We start from the raw sequence: 16,418 nt of genomic DNA, 5'->3' as shown, positions 1-16,418 counted from the left end.
GGGCATTGCCGTGGCCGGTGCCTGCCCGGACAGCACCAGCAGCGCTGCGGTGCCGAGGGAGGCGGCCAGAGGAGCGCGAAGAGCACGCATGGGGGGTCCTCTCGATGGCACGGGGACACGCCCGGTGTCAACTGCCCCGAGTGCGCCCCGTGTTGGCATGGGACGAGGGGAGCCTGCCAGATTTTCGAACACGCGCAAGAGGGTCGAACATCTCGATCGGCCCCGGCCCGGGTGCGGGGCCCTTGGGGCGGGCGTTAATCTGGGGGCGCGGCGCCCCGCCGGGTCCCGCACGGCGGTGGGACTCGCCGTACCCGAACCGTGGCAACGGTGCCGCCAACGGTCCCTGCTTGCGATGGCGTGCGCCTGTGGGCGCCCGGCGAGTAGGAGACAGCAGTGGAGAAGGTGTCGCGGCCCCCGCGAGCACGGCCGGCGCGGCCCGCGCCGCGAGCGCCCGTGGTGCTGCGCGGCCAGGGCCCGGTCGTCGCGGTGGTCGCCCTCGGCGGCGCTCTGGGGGCCTGCGCCCGCTACGGCGCCGCGCTGCTGTGGCCCACCCCGCACGGAGCCTTCCCCTGGGCCACCCTGGTGGTGAATGTGGCCGGGTGCGCCGTCATCGGGGTGTTCATGGTGCTGATCAGCGACGTCTGGGCAGCTCACCGGCTGGTCCGGCCGTTCTTCGGCACCGGGGTGCTGGGCGGCTTCACCACCTTCTCGACGTACGCGGTGGACATCCAGCAGCTGCTGGACGCCCACGAGCCCGGCACCGCGCTCGGCTACCTCGCGCTGACGCCGCTGGGCGCGGTCTCGGCGGTCTGGTGCACGGCGGCGGTCACCCGCCGGCTGATCTCAGGGAGGCGGCGATGACGGAAACGGCACCCGGACCTGCCGGACCGCGGGGCGCGGCGATGCTGCGGCTGACAGTGCTGCTCGGCGAGAACGACCAGTTCCACCACCGCCCCGCCTACGCCGAGATCGTGCACCGGGCGCACGCCGCCGGACTGGCCGGCGCCAGCGTCTTCCGCGGTGTCGAGGGCTTCGGCGCCTCGTCCCTGGTACACACCACCCGGCTGCTCTCGCTGAGCGAGGACCTGCCGGTGGCGGTCGTCATCGTGGACGAGGCCGCCCGCATCCGGGCCTTCCTCCCCGAACTGGAGGAGATCACCCGCGAGGGCCTGGTGCTGCTGGACGAGGTGGAGGCCGTCCGCTTCCCGGCCCGCGACACCGGGGGAGAGGACCGCGCGGACGGCGGTGCGGGCGGCGGTGAGGGCGGCGCGTGAACTGGCTGTTCGTGATCTGCGGAGCCGCTGTCGGTGCGCCGCTGCGCTATCTGACCGACCGTGCCGTCCAGTCCCGGCACGACGCGCTCTTCCCCTGGGGAACGTTCCTGGTGAACGTCACCGCCTCTCTGCTGCTGGGCCTGCTCACCGGCGCGGCGCTTGCGGGGGCCGCTTCCTCGTCCGTCCAACTGCTGCTGGGCACCGGGCTGTGCGGGGCGCTGAGCACCTATTCGACCTTCTCGTACGAGACGCTGCGGCTCGCCGAACAGGGGGCGGGCCGGTACGCGCTGCTCAATATGGCCGCGAGCCTGGCGGCCGGGGTGGGCGCCGCGTACGTGGGCGTCACGGTGGCCCGGGCGGCGTGGGGGTGACCGGGGCCCCGGAGGCGGGTCCGGGGGCGGTCACCAGCCCGGGGGCTTCGCGGTGCCCATCGCACGGGTGACGGCGATCTCGATGACGACGCGCTGCGGGTTGGGCCTGGGCGGCTTGTAGCGCCGGGCGTACCGCTCCTCGGCGTCCGCCACCGACTCGGCGTCGTCGCGGACCACTGCGGTGCCCTCCAGCGTGCACCAGCGCCGCCCCTCCGCCTGGCTGACCGCGACCCGGACCCCGCCGGGCCCGGCCGCCAGCACATTGCGCACCTTCTTGCTGGACCGGCTGCTGATGACCCGCGCGATCCGCGTCCCCGGGTCGTAGGTGACCCCGACGGGCACCAGGTGCGTGGTGCCGTCCGGGCGCGGTGTGGTGAGGAAGCAGATGCGGCGCTCCTCCCAGAAACCGGGCTCCTCGGAGGCGGCCGAGGGGGAGGTCTGTGTGCTCATGCAGGGAACGTTACCGGCCGTCATCCCGTGCCCAGCGGTGTGCCGGGCCAGCCGAGCAGCCGGGCGCCGATCACCGCCGTCTGCAGCATGTAGCGGTGCGCGGGGTCGGTGGGGCTGGCCCCGGTCAGCTGGTGGATGCGCTCCAGCCGGTAGGTGAAGGCGCGCACGCTCAGCGAGAGCCGCCTGGCCGCCTCGGCCGCCACGCAGCCGGAGTCGAAGTAGGCCGTGAGCGTCTCCAGCAGCGGCTCGGCCCCGCCGCGCGCCGCTGTGAGCGGGCCCAGCGTCGCCTGCACCAGGTCGGCCATGGCCTGCCGGTCGCGGGTCAGCACCGGATAGACGAGCAGATCCGCGGCGTACAGCACCGGTTCGCTCAGCTCCAGCCGCTCGCCCAGATCGAGGACGCTCACGGCTTCCTCGTACGACTGCACCACGCCGCCAGGACCCGGCTGAACGCGTCCGATCGCCACCTGACCGCCGTCCATCGCCGCGTAGCACTGCTTGGCGAAGTAGGCGAGCACCTCCGGCTGGTCGCCCGGCGCGACGCACAGCATCCGGCCGTCCTTGGTGGTCAGCAGGATGCCGCGGTCGTGGAAGCGGGCGATCAGCGCCCGCTCCACCCGCCGCGCCACATGGTGCCCCTCGTCATAGGCGGCCGGGCCGTGCGCGACGGCCACCGCGTGGGTGTGCGAGAGCCGCAGTCCGAACCGCTCGGCACGCTCCGCCAGCCGGCCCAGGTCGCTGCGCCCGTGCAGCAGGTCGTCGATGAACTCCCGCCGGGTGGCCTCCTCCTGACGTACCGCCTGCCGCTGGGCCCGTTCGTACCCCTCGGCCACCGCGTCCACCACCTGATGCATCACCGCCAGCAGGCTGTCGGGGTCGCCCGGCAGGGACGGCCAGGCGGTACGGGCGGCCGTCAGATGGGCCCCGACCAGCTCGCGCAGCCCGAACCCGGCGTCGGCCGCGCGCTCCCCCAACTCCCGCCTGACCTCCAGCTCGTCCCGCTTCAGACGGCGCCCGGTCGCGCAGACCTCGCTCAGCAGAGCGACGTACCCGTCCAGAAACTCCTCCGGTATGTGCGCAGCGCCACTCACCCGTATCTCCCGTTCCCCTGATGCTCTGCTGACGGTTCCTTGACGCCGCCCGGCACGCAGACCCTAGAGAACTCTGCCGGGTTCCGGCAATGCGTCCGAGGGCGCGTGGCCAGCAGAATGCTTCTCGAGGGGGCACAACAGGGGGAAACCGGGGGGAACCGGGGGAGCCTCGGTGCCGCACACCGGCAGGGGGTGCCGTACACCGGCAGGTTGCGGCACCGAGGCAACGGGGGACGACGGAGGGGCCGGCCATGGAAGCTTTTGTACGAGCCGCCATGGCTTTCCCCTCCGTCGTGTTTTCCGCCGCACTCCTCGTGATCGTCTTCTGCTGGCTCCTCGCCGCCTTCGGCGCCGTGGACCCGGACGGGTTCGACGGACCGTCCGGCGCCCAACTCCTGGGACTGGGCGGGCTGCCCGCCGCCGTCGGGCTCTCGCTGCTGACCGCGGTCGCCTGGCTGCTGAGCCTGACCGGCGGGGCGCTGCTGGAGCGGGCCGGGCTCACGCCGGGGCAACAGGCAGCGGCCTCAGCCGGGTTGCTGGTCGCCGCGCCACTGGCCGCCTGGCCGCTCGGCCGGGCCGCGGCACGCGGGGCCGCGCGGCTCCTGCCCGCGGAGAGCGGCCGCTCGCGGCGCGACTTCGTCGGTCTGACCTGCACCGTCCGCACCCGGCGGGTGGACGAGCACTTCGGCCAGGCCGAGGTCACCGCAGAGGACGGCTCCAGCGCGCTCGTCCAGGTGCGGCAGCTGGGAGGCGACCGGCTGACGCTCGGCAGCACCGGGCTGCTGTACGACTACGACGACGCGGGCGAGTTCTTCTGGGTGGCGCCCTACGACGCGGCGCTCGACCCGCTCCGATTGCGCGGCTGACCGGCCCGGCAGCGGCCTCAGCCGGCTGCCCCGCCCCGCCGCATGCACCTGCACACTTCCCTACGCACTTCGCAAAGGCCGTCCTATGAATACCTTTTCCCTGGGCATCGGTGTGCTCGTCGCCGTCGTCCTGCTGATCGCGCTCGCCGCGCTCCTGGTCGTCTCGCGGCTGTTCCGCAAGGTGGAACAGGGCCGGGCGCTGATCGTCTCCAAGATGCGGAAGGTCGATGTGACCTTCACCGGACAGGTCGTGCTGCCCGTTCTGCACAAGGCCGAGGTCATGGACATCTCGGTGAAGACGATCGACATCTCCCGCACCGGCAGGGACGGGTTGATCTGCAAGGACAACATCCGCGCCGACATCCGGATCTCGTTCTTCGTCCGCGTCAACAAGACCGTCGAGGACGTCATCAAGGTCGCGCAGGCCATCGGCACCGAGCGGGCGAGCGACAAGGGCACGCTCCAGGAGCTGTTCAACGCCAAGTTCTCCGAGGCGCTCAAGACCGTCGGCAAGCAGCTCGACTTCGCCGACCTCTACACCAAGCGGGACGAGCTGCGCGACCGCATCATCCAGGTCATCGGCACCGATCTGAACGGCTACAGCCTCGAGGACGCGGCCATCGACTACCTGGAGCAGACGCCGCTGGCCCAGCTGGACGGGAACAACGTCCTGGACGCACAGGGCATCCGCAAGATCACCGAGCTGACCGCCGCCGAGCATGTGCGCACCAATGAGTTCCAGCGCGGCGAGGAGAAGGAGATCACCCGGCAGAACGTGGACGCGCGCGAGGCGATCCTGGAGCTGGAGCGGCGGCAGGCGGACGCCGAGATCAAGCAGAGGCGCGAGATCGAGACCGTACGGGCCCGCGAGGAGGCCGAGACCGCGCGGGTGGTGGAGGAGGAGCGGCTGCGCGCCCAGGCGGCGTTCCTGCGCACCGAGGAACAGCTCGGCGTACAGCGCGAGAACCAGAACCGCGAGATCGCCGTCGCGCAGAAGAACCGCGAGCGGGTCATCGCCATCGAGAACGAGCGCATCGAGAAGGACCGGCTGCTGGAGGTCATCGCCCGCGACCGCGAGACGGAGCTGACCCGCATCTCGGCGGAGAAGGAAGTCGAGGCGGAGAAGCGGGACATCGCCGAGGTGATCAGGGAGCGGGTCGCCGTCGACCGGACCGTCGCCGAGCAGGAGGAGTCCATCAAGAAGCTCCGCGCGGTCGAGGAGGCCGAGCGCGAGCGGCAGGCCGTCATCATCGCCGCCGAGGCCGAGGCGCAGGAGAAGCTGGTCAAGGACATCAAGGCGGCCGAGGCCGCTGAGCAGGCCGCCACCCACAAGGCCGCCGAGGAACTCACCCTCTCCGAGGCCCGGTTGAAGGCGGCCGACCTGGACGCCAAGGCCAAGGCGCGGCTCGCGGAAGGCATTCAGGCGGAGACCGCGGCACCCGGCCTCGCGCAGGCGCAGGTGCGGGACAAGGAGGCCGAGGTCATCGAGAAGGCCGGGCGGGCCGAGGCGGAGGCCGCACGCCTCAAGGCGCTGGCGGAGGCCGAGGGGCTGACGGAGAAGGCGGCGGCCATGGCGGCGCTGGACGAGGCGTCCCGTGAGCACGAGGAGTACCGGCTGCGGCTGGAGGCCGACAAGGACGTGCGGCTCGCCGGGCTGGAGGCCCAGCGGCACCTCGCCGAGGCGCAGGCCACGGTGCTGGCCAAGGGACTGGAGAGCGCGGACATCGACATCGTCGGGGGTGAGTCCGTCTTCTTCGACCGGCTGGTCTCGGCGGTCTCGCTCGGCAAGAGCGTGGACGGCTTCGCCGAGAACTCGCGCACGGTGCAGGCCCTCGCCGGGCCGTGGCTGGACGGCACCGGGGACTTCGCCGGTGACCTGACGAAGGTGCTGAGTTCCTTGTCCTCGGGGGACGTTCAGAATCTGAGCGCCTCAGCGTTGATGGCCAAGCTGATGAAGAACGGTGCCCCGCAGAGCTGACATTCCGGAGAGGGGGTGCCCCTGCGTCGCCGCTGCGGTCTGCGGGTTCGTTGTGGCTTGTCGCGCAGTTCCCCGCGCCCCTGACGGGGCGCGCTCTCCCTCCCCCCTTGACGAGTACGAAGATCCGAGGAGTCAGCAATGGACACCGGCACTTACGAGGTGCTGCGCGATCGGCTTGCCGCGCAGGCGGCGGAGCTCGCCCGTAGGGCCGAGGGGCTCAACGGGCTCCGCACCGGGCAATTCGGGTCGCAGCGGCTGGAGCTGAAGGACACGGCGAGGCTGCACACCGTGCGGCCGAGCCTGCCCCGCGACATCGTCGCGGTGGGCGAGCGGCTGCTGTTCGGCCACCACGCCGTGCCGGCGCCGGCGGAGGGGGAGATCCGTCCGGCCGATGTGCTGGCCCTGCACGACCGGGAGCTGAACCCGCTGCCGGCCGACGCGGTGCCGGGGCTGCTGGACGACGCGGACTTCCAGCGCGAGTTCGCCGCGCTGCACCGCTACTACCGGCAGGCCAGACTGCTGCGGCTGCGCCCGGTGGAGGGCAAGCTGCTGGCCGTCTTCCAGACCGGCGAGTCGCCCGCCGACATCCGCGTACTGCGCTGGTCCCTCGCGCAGGACGGCAGCAGCGCCCGCTTTCTGGACGCACGTGGCGAGCGGGACCACACCTTCCCCGCCGCGCAGGAGCTGGAGTGGACGGAGGCGGGCCGCGAGGACCACGTATCGGGGCGGCACCCGCACATCCGTATCGAGGACGGGGTGTATGTCTCCACGGTGGGCGGACTGCTCACCGTCAAGGAGGAGAACGACACCGAGAGCGGTGCCGGACTCTACAGCGAGCCCGTCACCGATCCGCTGCAGTCGCTCGCGGACGCCGAGGTCGCGCACGCCCGCGTCGGGCCGCTGGTGCTGCTGCGCGTCCGGCCGTACAAGGAGGAGCAGCGGCGTTATCTGGTCGTCAACACCTTGACCAGGCAGGTGGTCAGGCTGGACGGGATCGGCTCGGCCTGCCGCAGGCTGCCGGGCGAGGGCGGTCTGGTCTTTCCGGGGGGCTACTACCTGACCTCGGGCGAGTGGAAGACCTTCGACGCGGTCGATGCCACCGGCTTCCGCTTCGAGGGCGCCGTGCGGGCACCCAACGGCGAGGACGTGCTGTTCGCCTTCCACGCACCCCAGGAGGGCGGGCGGGACCTGCTGTTGTCGTACAACACCATGCGGCAGGAGTTCGCCCCGCCACTGGTGTGCAAGGGGCACGCCCTTCTCGGGGACGGCACGCTGGCGGTGCTGCGTGCGGAGGGCGGCGATACGGGGGAGCCCGCGCGGGTGCACACGGTGCAGCGGTGGGCGTCGCCGTATCTGTCCGAGGTTGTGGATGCTGGCGCCCAGGCGGACGCCGGGCCGCTGGGCCGGATCGGGAACCGGGAGCTGGTCGGCGGCATTTCCGCCTGCCTGGCCGTGGCCCGCAGCGCGGCGCCGGCACACACCGAGCCGACCACCGAGAGCTATCGAGCCCTCCTCGCCGCATGCGAGCGCACCGCCGACAGCTACCCGTGGCTCGGCGACCAGGAGACCGGCGACCTGCGCACCCCGCTGGAGGAGGTACGCGGCACGGCGGCGCAGGTGCTGACCGAGTTCGAGACCGTACGCGAGCTCAACCGGCAGGCCGCCGCATCGCTGGAGGAGGCAGCCGCACGGCTGGCCTCCGCCGTACGGCGGCTGCGCGGCGAGGTGCCACGCTCTGCCGCCGCATGGGCCGAGGGGCTGACCGAGCTGCGTACGGCCCAGGGGAAGCTGCTCGGCTGTGCGGAGATGCGGTACGCCGATACGGCACGCGCGTCCGAACTGGCGGCCGAGGCGGAGCGCGAGCTGGCCGACTTCGGGCTGCGCGCCCTCGAACACCTCGGGGACGAGGGCGCGTTCGCCGGCTACCACCAGGACATCGAGGAGCTGGTCGCCGAGGCGCATGAGCTGGCCACGGCCGCGGAGGCCGAGCCCGTCGCCGGCCGGATCAGCGAGCTGGACGCGGGCCTGCGCACCGTCAGCGAGGTGATCGGCGGTCTGGAGGCGGGCGACGCCACCGTGCGGACCGCCGTGCTGGAGCGCGTCACCGAGGTGGCCGGCGGCCTCAACCGGGCCCGGGCCACACTGGAGGCCCGGCGTCGTGCGCTGCTCGCCGATGAGTCCAAGGCCGAGTTCGCCGCCGAGTTCGCGCTGCTCGGACAGTCGCTGACCGCCGCGCTGACCGCCGCCGGCACCCCGGCGCAGTGCGACACCCAGCACTCCCGGCTGCTGGCCAAGGCGGAGGACCTTCAGCGGCGGTTCGCCGAGCACCCGGACTTCCTCACCGACCTGGACACCAAGCGCGCCGAGATCAACGACGCGTTCGCAGCACGCAAGCAGTCGCTGGCCCAGGCGCGGGCCCGCCGCGTCGAACAGCTCGTCACCTCAGCGGAGCGCGCCCTGGCCACGCTCGTGCGCCGCGCCGGTGAACTGCCCGACAGCGAGGCACTGGCGGCGTTCTTCACCTCCGACCCGATGACCGGCACCGTGCGGCGCACCGCCGCCTCGCTGCGCGAACTCGGCGAGTCCGCCAGGGCACAGGAACTGGAGGACCGGCTGACGGCCGCCCGCCAGGAGGCGGCCCGCGCTCTGCGCGACCGCGGCGAGCTGTACGAGGACGGCGGCAGCGTGCTGTGCCTGGGGCGGCACCGCTTCGCCGTCAACACCCAGCCGCTCGACCTCACGCTGGTGCCGGACGGGGACGGCGGCGGGCTGTCGCTGGCCCTGACCGGCACCGACTACCGGGTCCCGGTCACCGACCCCGGACTTCTCGCACAGCGAGCCCTGGGCGAGCAGCTGCTGCCCTCCGAGTCCCGCGAGGTCTACCGCGCCGAACACCTGGCCGCCCGGCTGCTGGACGAGCACGGGCCGCACGCGCTGGAGGAGACCGAGGACCTGGCCGCGCTGGTACGGGACGCCGCGCGGGACGCCTACGACGAGGGCTACGAGCGCGGCGTGCACGACCACGACGCCACCCTGATCCTGCGGGCGCTGCTGCCGCTGGTGACCGGGGCCGGGACCCTCCGCCACCCGCCGGGCGCGCGTGCCGCCGCACAGCTGTTCTGGGCGCACGGCACTTCGCCGGAGCAGCGCGCCGCCTGGACCCGGCGCGCGGTGTCGCTGGCGCGCGCGGGGGAGACCTTCGGCCCGGTGGAGGGCAGTGCGCGGCTCGCCGGTGAACTGGCTGCGGCCATCGCCGAGTCCGAGGCCGCGGGCCTCGTGGAGGAGACCGCAGGTTCGGTGCCGCCGGCCGCTGCCGCATACCTGCTCGAGGAGCTGACCACCACACCGGCCGGGTTCGTACTCGGCGCCGAAGCCCGCACGCTGCTGGAGAAGTTCCGCCACACCGTCGGCGCCGGCGCGCATGCCGACGCCGACGCGGACGCCGACGCGGACGCGGACGCCTACGCCGTGTACGAGGCCGATCTCGCGGCGCTCGGCTCACTCGCCGCACGGCACCAGCTGGCCACCGCCTGGCTGGCCTCCTTCGCGCGCTCGACCGGCGCCGGTGTCACCGCCGGTGACCTGGCCGAGGCCGTCGCGGCGCAGCTGTGCCCCCGGCTGGAGCGCCACGCCGCGGACGCACCGCTGACCCGTACCGTGGGCGGGCTGCTCGGCGCGCATCCGCGGATCAGTAACGGTGAACTCACCCTCCGGCTGGACGAGTTCCTGGCCAGGACCGCCGCGTTCCGCGCCGATGCCGTACCCGCCTTCCGTGCACACCAGCGCCGCCGGGCACAACTGGTCGCCGAGGAGCGTGCGCGGCTGCGCCTGGACGACTACCGGCCGCGCGCACTGCCCGGCTTCGTGCGCGGACGGCTCATGGACGAGGTGTGGCTGCCGCTGATCGGCGAGAATCTGGCCAAACAGCTGGGCACCGACGCCGGAGCCGGGGCGCTCGGCGGATTGCTGCTCCTGCTCTCCCCGCCGGGATACGGCAAGACGACGCTGCTGGAGTACGTGGCCGAGCGGCTCGGCCTGCTGCTCGTCAAGGTGAACGGCCCCGCACTCGGCGCGGCGACCACCTCCCTCGACCCCGCCCAGGCGCCCGACGCCACCGCGCGGCAGGAGGTCGAGAAGGTCAACTTCGCGCTGAAGGCGGGCAACAACACGCTGCTGTACGTGGACGACATCCAGCACACCTCCCCGCAGTTCCTGGAGAAGTTCATCCCGCTGTGCGACGGCACCCGGCGCGTCGAAGGCGTATGGGACGGCGAGCCGCACACCTACGACTTGCGCGGCAAGCGGTTCGCCGTCTGTATGGCGGGCAACCCCTACACCGAGTCGGGCACCCTCTTCCGAGTGCCAGACATGCTGGCCAACCGCGCTGACGTATGGAATCTGGGCGAGGTGCTGACCGGCAAGCACGACGCCTTCGCCCTCAGCTTCGTCGAGAACGCGCTGACCTCCCACCCGGTGCTGGCACCGCTGGCCGCCAGGCCGGCTGCGGATTTGGATGTGCTGGTCGCCTTGGCACAGGGCGAGTCCGCGGTGCGTGCCGACCAACTGTCCTACCCCTGCCCGCCCGCCGAGCTGGAGCAGATCCTCGCGGTCCTCCGCCATGTGCTGACGGTCCGCGAGACGGTGCTGGCGGTCAACCGCGCCTATATCGCCTCCGCCGGGCAGACCGATGCGAGCCGCACCGAGCCGCCGTTCCGGCTGCAGGGCTCCTACCGCACCATGAACAAGATCGTGCAGCGGGTGCGGGGCGTCATGAACGATACGGAACTGGCCGCCGCCATCGAGGACCACTACACCGCCGAGGCGCAGACCCTCACCGGCGACGCCGAGGCCAACTTGCTGAAGCTCGCCGAACTGCGCGGCGCGCTCACGCCCGAGGGAGCCGCCCGCTGGTCGGACATCAAGCGCGCCTACGTCCGCACCCAGGCACTCGGCGACACGGAAACGGACCCCGTGGCCCGCGCCGTCGCCGCCCTCGGCCTGCTCGCGGAGCGGGTCGCCGCCGTGGAGACGGCCATCACCCGCGCCACCGGATGACGACGCGCCCCGGGCGGGCCGGCTCCCCGCCCACCCCTCTGAGAACGTCACCGGCTCAGGGGGTGACGATTTCAGGGGGTGGGCTGGGTCAGGGCTGGTCGCGCTTCACCGTCCAGGGCCTGCGAACGGAGCTTGTCATAGCGATGGAGCCGTCCGACCTCCAGCAGGTGGTCGATGAGGTGCTTGGTCACCGCGTCCCCACCGACCCCGCGCTCCACAAGACACTGCTCGATGTGAAGCTGAATGCCGTGTGGGGCCGGTCCCGGAAGAGCCGCTGCCGGGCTAGTCGGGCCGCGACCAGGTGGTCGATCTCCTCCTCCTCAATGCCTGCCCACTGCTGGAACCAGGAGGCGAGTCCGGGCTTGCGCTGGAGACTCTTCGCGGCGGCGCGGAGGGCTGCCCCGGAGGCGGAGCCCCCCGCGACGCTGGCCTTATGCGAACGACGACTCGGAATGAATTCCCCGGCAGCGCCGGCCGTGGATTTCACGGCCGCTGTGAGCCGCTGGGGACCGGCTGCGTGACGGCCGGGGCGCCGGGGCCGGTGGAGCCGTCGGTGCCCTCCGAGCCGGCGGAGCGCGGCGAGCCCAGTGCCGGTGCCTCGGCTCCCTCGGTCCCGACGTGGAAGAGCCGGGCGATCGGGACGTCGGTGCTGCTGTGGGCGACGATGGAGAAGGCGATGCATACGGCGATGAGGGTGAACGCCTCCTCGCCGTACGGGATTCCGGCCTGGAGGACGAGCAGCCCGTAGACGACCGAGGCGAAGCCCTTGGGGCCGAACCAGGCGGCGACCAGCTTCTCCCGCACCGGGAACCGGGTCCCCAGCAGGGACAGCAGCAGCGAGGCGGGCCGCACCAGCACGATGGCCAGCACCACGACGGCGTACCCGCCCAGTGACAGGTCGCCGAACAGCTGCGGGGTCAGCAGCGCGCCGAACACCAGCAGCGCGGCGAACTTGGCCAGCTCCGCCAGCGCCTCGCCCAGCGGCTCGAACGCGTCCTTCGCCTCCGGGGAGCGGGCGGCGAGCACGGCGCCCGCCGAGAACGCGGCGAGGTAGGGGTTGGCGTGGGTCAGATGGCACAGGGCGTAGAGGATCACGCCGATGGCCAGCGGCAGCACCGGCTGGAGCTTGGGCTCGGCGCCCAGCAGCCGGAAGCGGACCAGCGCGAGCACCACCACCGGCAGGGCGACGCCGAACGCCAGCCCCGACAGCAGTTCGAGGCCGATCGTCGTCAGCGAGGCGGAGGCGTGCCCGGCCGCGGGGCCCGCCGCGGCGATGAGCACGAGCACCAGGGGCAGCGCGAGCCCGTCGTTGATGCCGCTCTCCACATTGAGCAGCTGCCGCAGCTTGGCGGGCACTTCCTTGCGGCCGACGATCGCCGAGGCGAAGACCGGGTCGGTGGGCGCGAGCACGGCGCCGACCAGGAAGGAGGTCGTCCAGTCCAGGCCCGCCAGGTAGTGCACGGCCAGGGCCGTGCCGACGAAGGCGAGCGGCATGCCGAGACCCAGCGCACGCGCCGGGTTCCTCCAGTTGGCCCGCAGCGCGGAGAAGGAGACGTGGGTGCCGTCGGTGAACAGCACGGCGAACAGGGCCAGATCGGCGGTCGCGGAGACGATTCCGCTGTCGGGCGTGATGTGGATCAGCCCGAGGAAGCCGTCGCTGACCAGTGCGCCACCGAGCAAGAAGAGCAGCGAGGTGGACAGCACCGTGCGGGCTGCGAGTCCGGACAGCAGCGTGGCTGTCAGCAGTGCGGCGCCGAAGACGGCGATCAGAACCATAAGTCCCCCGATCCGAGAAGACAGCAGCCGGACACTTCGCCGACCAGACTTCCCGGCACACCGAGGGGGACTTTACGCGTTCATGGTGTGCTGCTGACAGGCTCTTGGCGGGCACCGGGAGCGGGCCCGACATTGCCGGGCCCCGGCACCGGAACCGCCCGACGTGGCTGACGGCCGTTGCTTAGGGTGAGGCCCGAGTGAAAGCCCGGAGTGAAACCAGAAGTGAAAACCCGGGTGGCAAGTCGCGGCGAAGGAAGCGGTAAAAAGGGGACATGGGCGAGCGCGGAGACCCGGTGGAGGGTCTGGACGATGTGGACGCGGTGACCCGCGCCGTACTGACCGCGTCCCGGGTGCTGGTGGCGGTCTCCGCCAGTTCGCTGGCCGAGGTCGAGGACCGGGTGACACTGCCGCAGTTCCGGATGCTGGTGGTCCTCTCCTCGCGCGGCGCCACCAAGCTGGTCGCACTGGCGGAGCTGCTGCGGGTGGCGCCCTCGACCGCGATGCGGATGGCGGACCGGCTGATCGCGGCCGGGCTGATCGACCGGCAGACCAATCCGCACAATCGCCGGGAGACCCTCCTCACGCTCACCGAGGAGGGCCGGCGGATCGTCGGCAGCGTCACCGCGCGCCGCCGCCGGGAGCTGGCCGCCGTCGTCGAACGGCTGGAGCCCGGACGGCGTGCGGCGCTGATCGAGGCGTTGACGGCGTTCAACGAGGCGGGCGGCGAGCCGCCGGTGCCGCCCACGGACGCCGATGTCCCCTACCCGCTCGGCTGGGCGGATCTGGCGGCGCCGCCGCAGCCGTCGGACCAGCGCTGACTCCCGGGCCGCCGGACCAGCGCCGGCACCGGGCCGTCAGACCAGCGCCGACTCCCGGGCCGGTACGGCTCTGGTGTGCAGGGCGCGCAGTGCGCTGCGGTGGCTGAGCCAGCCGACCGGGGCTCCGTTCTCCCCGTCCAGCACCGGCATCCCGCTCTCCGCGGTGTCAGCGAGCGTGTGCAGCGCCGTGGCCAGCGGCTCGTCGGGCCGGACGGCGGGTAGCCTGCGGGCCAGATCGCCCGCCGTCGCAGGGGCGCCCTCGGGCTGTTCGGCCAGCGCCTCGGCCACATCGCGGTTGGTGACGACCCCCGCGTACCGGCCCTGTGCGTCCAGCACCGGCAGCGCCCCGTGCCCGGAGAGGCCGAGGATGTCGGCGGCCTCGGTCAGCGTGGTGCTCGCGGCCAGTGGCTCGGGCAGCGGCTCCATCACGGCGCCGACCGGCTGGCCGCCCAGCGGTGCGCCGCGTGCCGGGCCCTCCAGGTCGATGCCGCGGCGGCGCAGCTTGAGGGTGTAGACGGTGTCGCGGGACAGCAGCCGTCCGGTCGCGGTGGCCAGCGCGATCGCCAGCATCATGGACAGGATGATGGAGTATTCGCCGGTCAGCTCGAAGAGGATGACCACGGCGGTGATCGGCGCGCGGGAGGCCCCGGCGAAGACGGCGCCCATGCCCACCAGCGCGTAGGCGCCCACCTCGCCGGCGGCGCCGGGCAGCAGCTGGTGCAGCACCGCGCCGTAGGCGGCGCCCAGCATCGCGCCCATGAACAGGCTGGGCGCGAACACCCCGCCCGAGCCGCCGATGCCTATCGTCACGCTGGTCGCCAGGATCTTTCCCACCAGCAGCAACAGCAGGAAGCCCACCGCGTACTCGCCCTTGGTGGCGTTCTCCAGCACGGGGTAGCCGACCCCGTACATCTGAGGCAGCGCCAGCAGCAGAAGCCCCAGCACCAGCCCGCCCGCAGCGGGGCGCAGCCACTCGGGGCCGCGCCAGGCCCAGTCGCAGGCGTCCTCGATCAGATACAGGATGCGGGAGAAGCCCACACCGACGGCCCCCGCCACCACCCCGAGCAGCGCGAAGAAGCCGTACTCGCCCAGGTGGTCGACGTGGAAGGGCGGCAGTTCCAGGAAGGCGACGTCCCCGAAGGCGGCCCGCCCGATCACGCTCGCGGTGACGCTGGAGAGCACGGCGGCGCCGAACGCCTCGGCGCTGAACGTCATCAGTATCAGCTCCATGGCGAAGAACACCCCGGCCAGCGGGGCGTTGAACGTCGCCGCGATACCGCCCGCAGCGCCGCAGGCCACCAGCAGCCGCATCCGGCCCTCGCCGGCCCGCACCAGCCGGCCGAGCGTCGCGCCGAGGGCCGAGCCGACCTGCACGATCGGCCCCTCCCGGCCGACCGAGCCGCCGGAGCCGATGGTCAGCGCTGAGGCGAGCGTCTTGACGACGGCGACCTTCGGGCTGATCCGGCCGCCGCGCTGGGCCACCGCGAGCATCACCTCGGGCACCCCGTGTCCGCGCGCCTCCTTGGCGAAGCGCTGCACCAGCGGCCCGTACAGCAGCCCGCCCACCACCGGGGCCAGCACCACGAAGCAGGGGCCCAGCCAGGACAGCTGGGGGTGCGCCGAGCCGGGGGCGGCGGCGTAGTCGTCGTGCCCGGAGAAGAGCCGGGTGAACTGCTGGATACACCAGCGGAAGACGATCGAGCCGACGCCCGCGCCCGCGCCGGTGACGACGGCCAGCAGCATCAGCCCCCACGGCGCTGACCGCATCCGCGCACCCGTCCGACTCGTCCCTCTCGGTCCCCTGCTGCCGCCAGCCTGTATGCCGACCATTAGTGCTCCCTTCTTACTTTTGCATTATGCAAATCTTGTCAAGTGCACGGGTCACGGGAAGGGCGCCCGGAAGCACTGGAGGGAGCGGGCGGAGCGGGCTGGAGGGGAGTCGCGCCCCGAAGGGGCGCGGGGAACTGCTCCCCCGAGCTCTTCGAGCAGGGGGTACCCCCACATCCACAGCGAAGCCGCAATCCGCGTACTCCGGGCAGGGGCACGCCCTCACCGGGCCGAGCGCGGATCCAGCGCAGGCCAATCTCTCGGCATTGGCTCTGTCTTGGCAGTCCAATCGGCGCGAAACTGCTGGCAGTGCCAACTCGTACCTGGGGAAGGGGGAGCGATGAACGGCTCGGACAGCACGAACGAAGCGAGCGGCGGTCAGGGGCGGGTGGTCGTCGGTGTGAGCGGATCGCCCGCCGGACTCGCGGCGCTGCGGGCAGCGGCGCACGAGGCGCGCACCAGCGGGCGCCCACTGCTGGCGGTGCTCGCCTGGCAGCCGCCCGAGGGCGAGGCGGGCTACATGCTGCGGCCCGACCGGGTGTGGGCGGAGAACTGGCGCCGGATGGCCGCCGCGCGGCTGGACCGCGCGTTCGACGACGCCTTCGGCGGCGATCCGCCCGGGATCGCCGAGGTCGAACGGCGGCTGGTGCGCGGCAAGCCCTGGCGCGCGCTGTGCACGACGGCGAACCGCCCGGACGACCGCCTGGTCATCGGTACGCGCGTGGCGCCCCGCGGCCTGTTCCGCTACGGCGGCACCCGGCGCCGGGTGCTGGCCCGTGCCTCGTGCCCGGTCCTCACCGTGCCGGCGCCGCGCTTCCCCGCGTACATGCGGACCCGGCTGCGCCATGCGTCACCGGCCGACTTCGTCTCCAAGGGGCCGGGCGGAGCACCCGCCTGAATCCCGCGCCGCGC

General features: G+C 72.6%; 12 protein-coding genes. 8 read left to right on the top strand and 4 right to left on the bottom strand.

Features of this window, described 5'->3' with window-relative positions; translation table 11 throughout:
* The first annotated feature begins 402 nt into the window (after positions 1–402).
* Genes crcB (ITI46_RS18480) through crcB (ITI46_RS18470) form a run of 3 tightly spaced genes read left to right on the top strand, consistent with a single transcriptional unit; the run spans position 403 to position 1,645 of the window.
* A complete protein-coding gene (gene crcB / locus ITI46_RS18480) occupies positions 403–861 on the top strand; it encodes a fluoride efflux transporter CrcB (RefSeq protein ID WP_307808225.1) in 459 nt (152 codons plus the stop codon).
* Positions 858–1,274, top strand: a complete 417-nt coding sequence (locus tag ITI46_RS18475) for a DUF190 domain-containing protein (protein WP_247746188.1) — start codon at positions 858–860, stop codon at positions 1,272–1,274. Before crcB (ITI46_RS18480) ends, ITI46_RS18475 begins: the two co-directional genes overlap by 4 nt.
* Complete coding sequence (crcB, locus tag ITI46_RS18470) at positions 1,271–1,645, top strand: fluoride efflux transporter CrcB (RefSeq protein WP_209240749.1); 375 nt, start codon at positions 1,271–1,273, stop codon at positions 1,643–1,645. The genes ITI46_RS18475 and crcB (ITI46_RS18470) overlap by 4 nt, the downstream gene beginning before the upstream one ends.
* Before the next feature lie 30 nt (positions 1,646–1,675).
* Here the strand turns inward: crcB (ITI46_RS18470) and ITI46_RS18465 are convergent, their stop codons facing one another.
* Positions 1,676–2,095 carry a pyridoxamine 5'-phosphate oxidase family protein gene (locus ITI46_RS18465; RefSeq protein WP_209240748.1) on the bottom strand — a complete coding sequence of 140 codons (420 nt, stop codon included), beginning with the start codon at positions 2,093–2,095 and terminating at the stop codon, positions 1,676–1,678.
* A 20-nt stretch (positions 2,096–2,115) separates the two neighbouring features.
* Entirely contained in the window at positions 2,116–3,186 is a 1,071-nt protein-coding gene (locus ITI46_RS18460) for a PucR family transcriptional regulator (protein WP_209240747.1), read from the bottom strand.
* A 251-nt stretch (positions 3,187–3,437) separates the two neighbouring features.
* Here ITI46_RS18460 and ITI46_RS18455 point away from each other — a divergent pair, with 251 nt between their 5' ends.
* The 3 genes from ITI46_RS18455 to ITI46_RS18445 all read left to right on the top strand — a co-directional run bounded on the left by ITI46_RS18455 (position 3,438) and on the right by ITI46_RS18445 (position 11,085).
* A complete protein-coding gene (locus tag ITI46_RS18455) occupies positions 3,438–4,052 on the top strand; it encodes a hypothetical protein (RefSeq protein WP_209240746.1) in 615 nt (204 codons plus the stop codon).
* An 85-nt stretch (positions 4,053–4,137) separates the two neighbouring features.
* Complete coding sequence (locus ITI46_RS18450) at positions 4,138–6,030, top strand: SPFH domain-containing protein (protein ID WP_247746187.1); 1,893 nt, start codon at positions 4,138–4,140, stop codon at positions 6,028–6,030.
* Positions 6,031–6,168: 138 nt separating this feature from the next.
* A complete protein-coding gene (locus ITI46_RS18445) occupies positions 6,169–11,085 on the top strand; it encodes a DNA repair ATPase (RefSeq protein WP_209240745.1) in 4,917 nt (1,638 codons plus the stop codon).
* Positions 11,086–11,568: 483 nt separating this feature from the next.
* On the opposite strand, the gene ITI46_RS18440 is transcribed toward ITI46_RS18445, so the two are convergent.
* A complete protein-coding gene (locus ITI46_RS18440; RefSeq protein WP_209240744.1) occupies positions 11,569–12,861 on the bottom strand; it encodes a cation:proton antiporter in 1,293 nt (430 codons plus the stop codon).
* Between the two features lie 272 nt (positions 12,862–13,133).
* On the opposite strand from ITI46_RS18440, the gene ITI46_RS18435 reads away from it, so the two are divergent.
* Positions 13,134–13,679, top strand: a complete 546-nt coding sequence (locus tag ITI46_RS18435; protein WP_209240743.1) for a MarR family winged helix-turn-helix transcriptional regulator — start codon at positions 13,134–13,136, stop codon at positions 13,677–13,679.
* A 36-nt stretch (positions 13,680–13,715) separates the two neighbouring features.
* Here the strand turns inward: ITI46_RS18435 and ITI46_RS18430 are convergent, their stop codons facing one another.
* Positions 13,716–15,422, bottom strand: coding sequence for a chloride channel protein (locus ITI46_RS18430; RefSeq protein WP_209240753.1), 1,707 nt, complete (start codon positions 15,420–15,422; stop codon positions 13,716–13,718).
* A gap of 424 nt (positions 15,423–15,846) precedes the next feature.
* On the opposite strand from ITI46_RS18430, the gene ITI46_RS18425 reads away from it, so the two are divergent.
* Positions 15,847–16,404: a universal stress protein gene (locus ITI46_RS18425; RefSeq protein ID WP_209240742.1), complete on the top strand. Its 558-nt coding sequence runs from the start codon at positions 15,847–15,849 to the stop codon at positions 16,402–16,404.
* Positions 16,405–16,418 lie beyond the last annotated feature (14 nt).

Source organism: Streptomyces oryzae (assembly GCF_017676365.1).
Classification (GTDB): domain Bacteria; phylum Actinomycetota; class Actinomycetes; order Streptomycetales; family Streptomycetaceae; genus Streptomyces; species Streptomyces oryzae.
This window is presented reverse-complemented; position numbering and strand designations above follow the sequence as displayed.

Bases quoted from the DNA above. Each gene is read 5' to 3' on its own strand.
- ITI46_RS18475 (WP_247746188.1), top strand. From the start codon at position 858: ATGACGGAAACGGCACCCGGACCTGCCGGACCGCGGGGCGCGGCGATG.
- ITI46_RS18465 (WP_209240748.1), bottom strand. From the start codon at position 2,095: ATGAGCACACAGACCTCCCCCTCGGCCGCCTCCGAGGAGCCCGGTTTC.
- ITI46_RS18455 (WP_209240746.1), top strand. From the start codon at position 3,438: ATGGAAGCTTTTGTACGAGCCGCCATGGCTTTCCCCTCCGTCGTGTTT.
- ITI46_RS18450 (WP_247746187.1), top strand. From the start codon at position 4,138: ATGAATACCTTTTCCCTGGGCATCGGTGTGCTCGTCGCCGTCGTCCTG.
- ITI46_RS18445 (WP_209240745.1), top strand. From the start codon at position 6,169: ATGGACACCGGCACTTACGAGGTGCTGCGCGATCGGCTTGCCGCGCAG.
- ITI46_RS18440 (WP_209240744.1), bottom strand. From the start codon at position 12,861: ATGGTTCTGATCGCCGTCTTCGGCGCCGCACTGCTGACAGCCACGCTG.
- ITI46_RS18435 (WP_209240743.1), top strand. From the start codon at position 13,134: ATGGGCGAGCGCGGAGACCCGGTGGAGGGTCTGGACGATGTGGACGCG.
- ITI46_RS18430 (WP_209240753.1), bottom strand. From the start codon at position 15,422: ATGCTGCTGGCCGTCGTCACCGGCGCGGGCGCGGGCGTCGGCTCGATC.
- ITI46_RS18425 (WP_209240742.1), top strand. From the start codon at position 15,847: ATGAACGGCTCGGACAGCACGAACGAAGCGAGCGGCGGTCAGGGGCGG.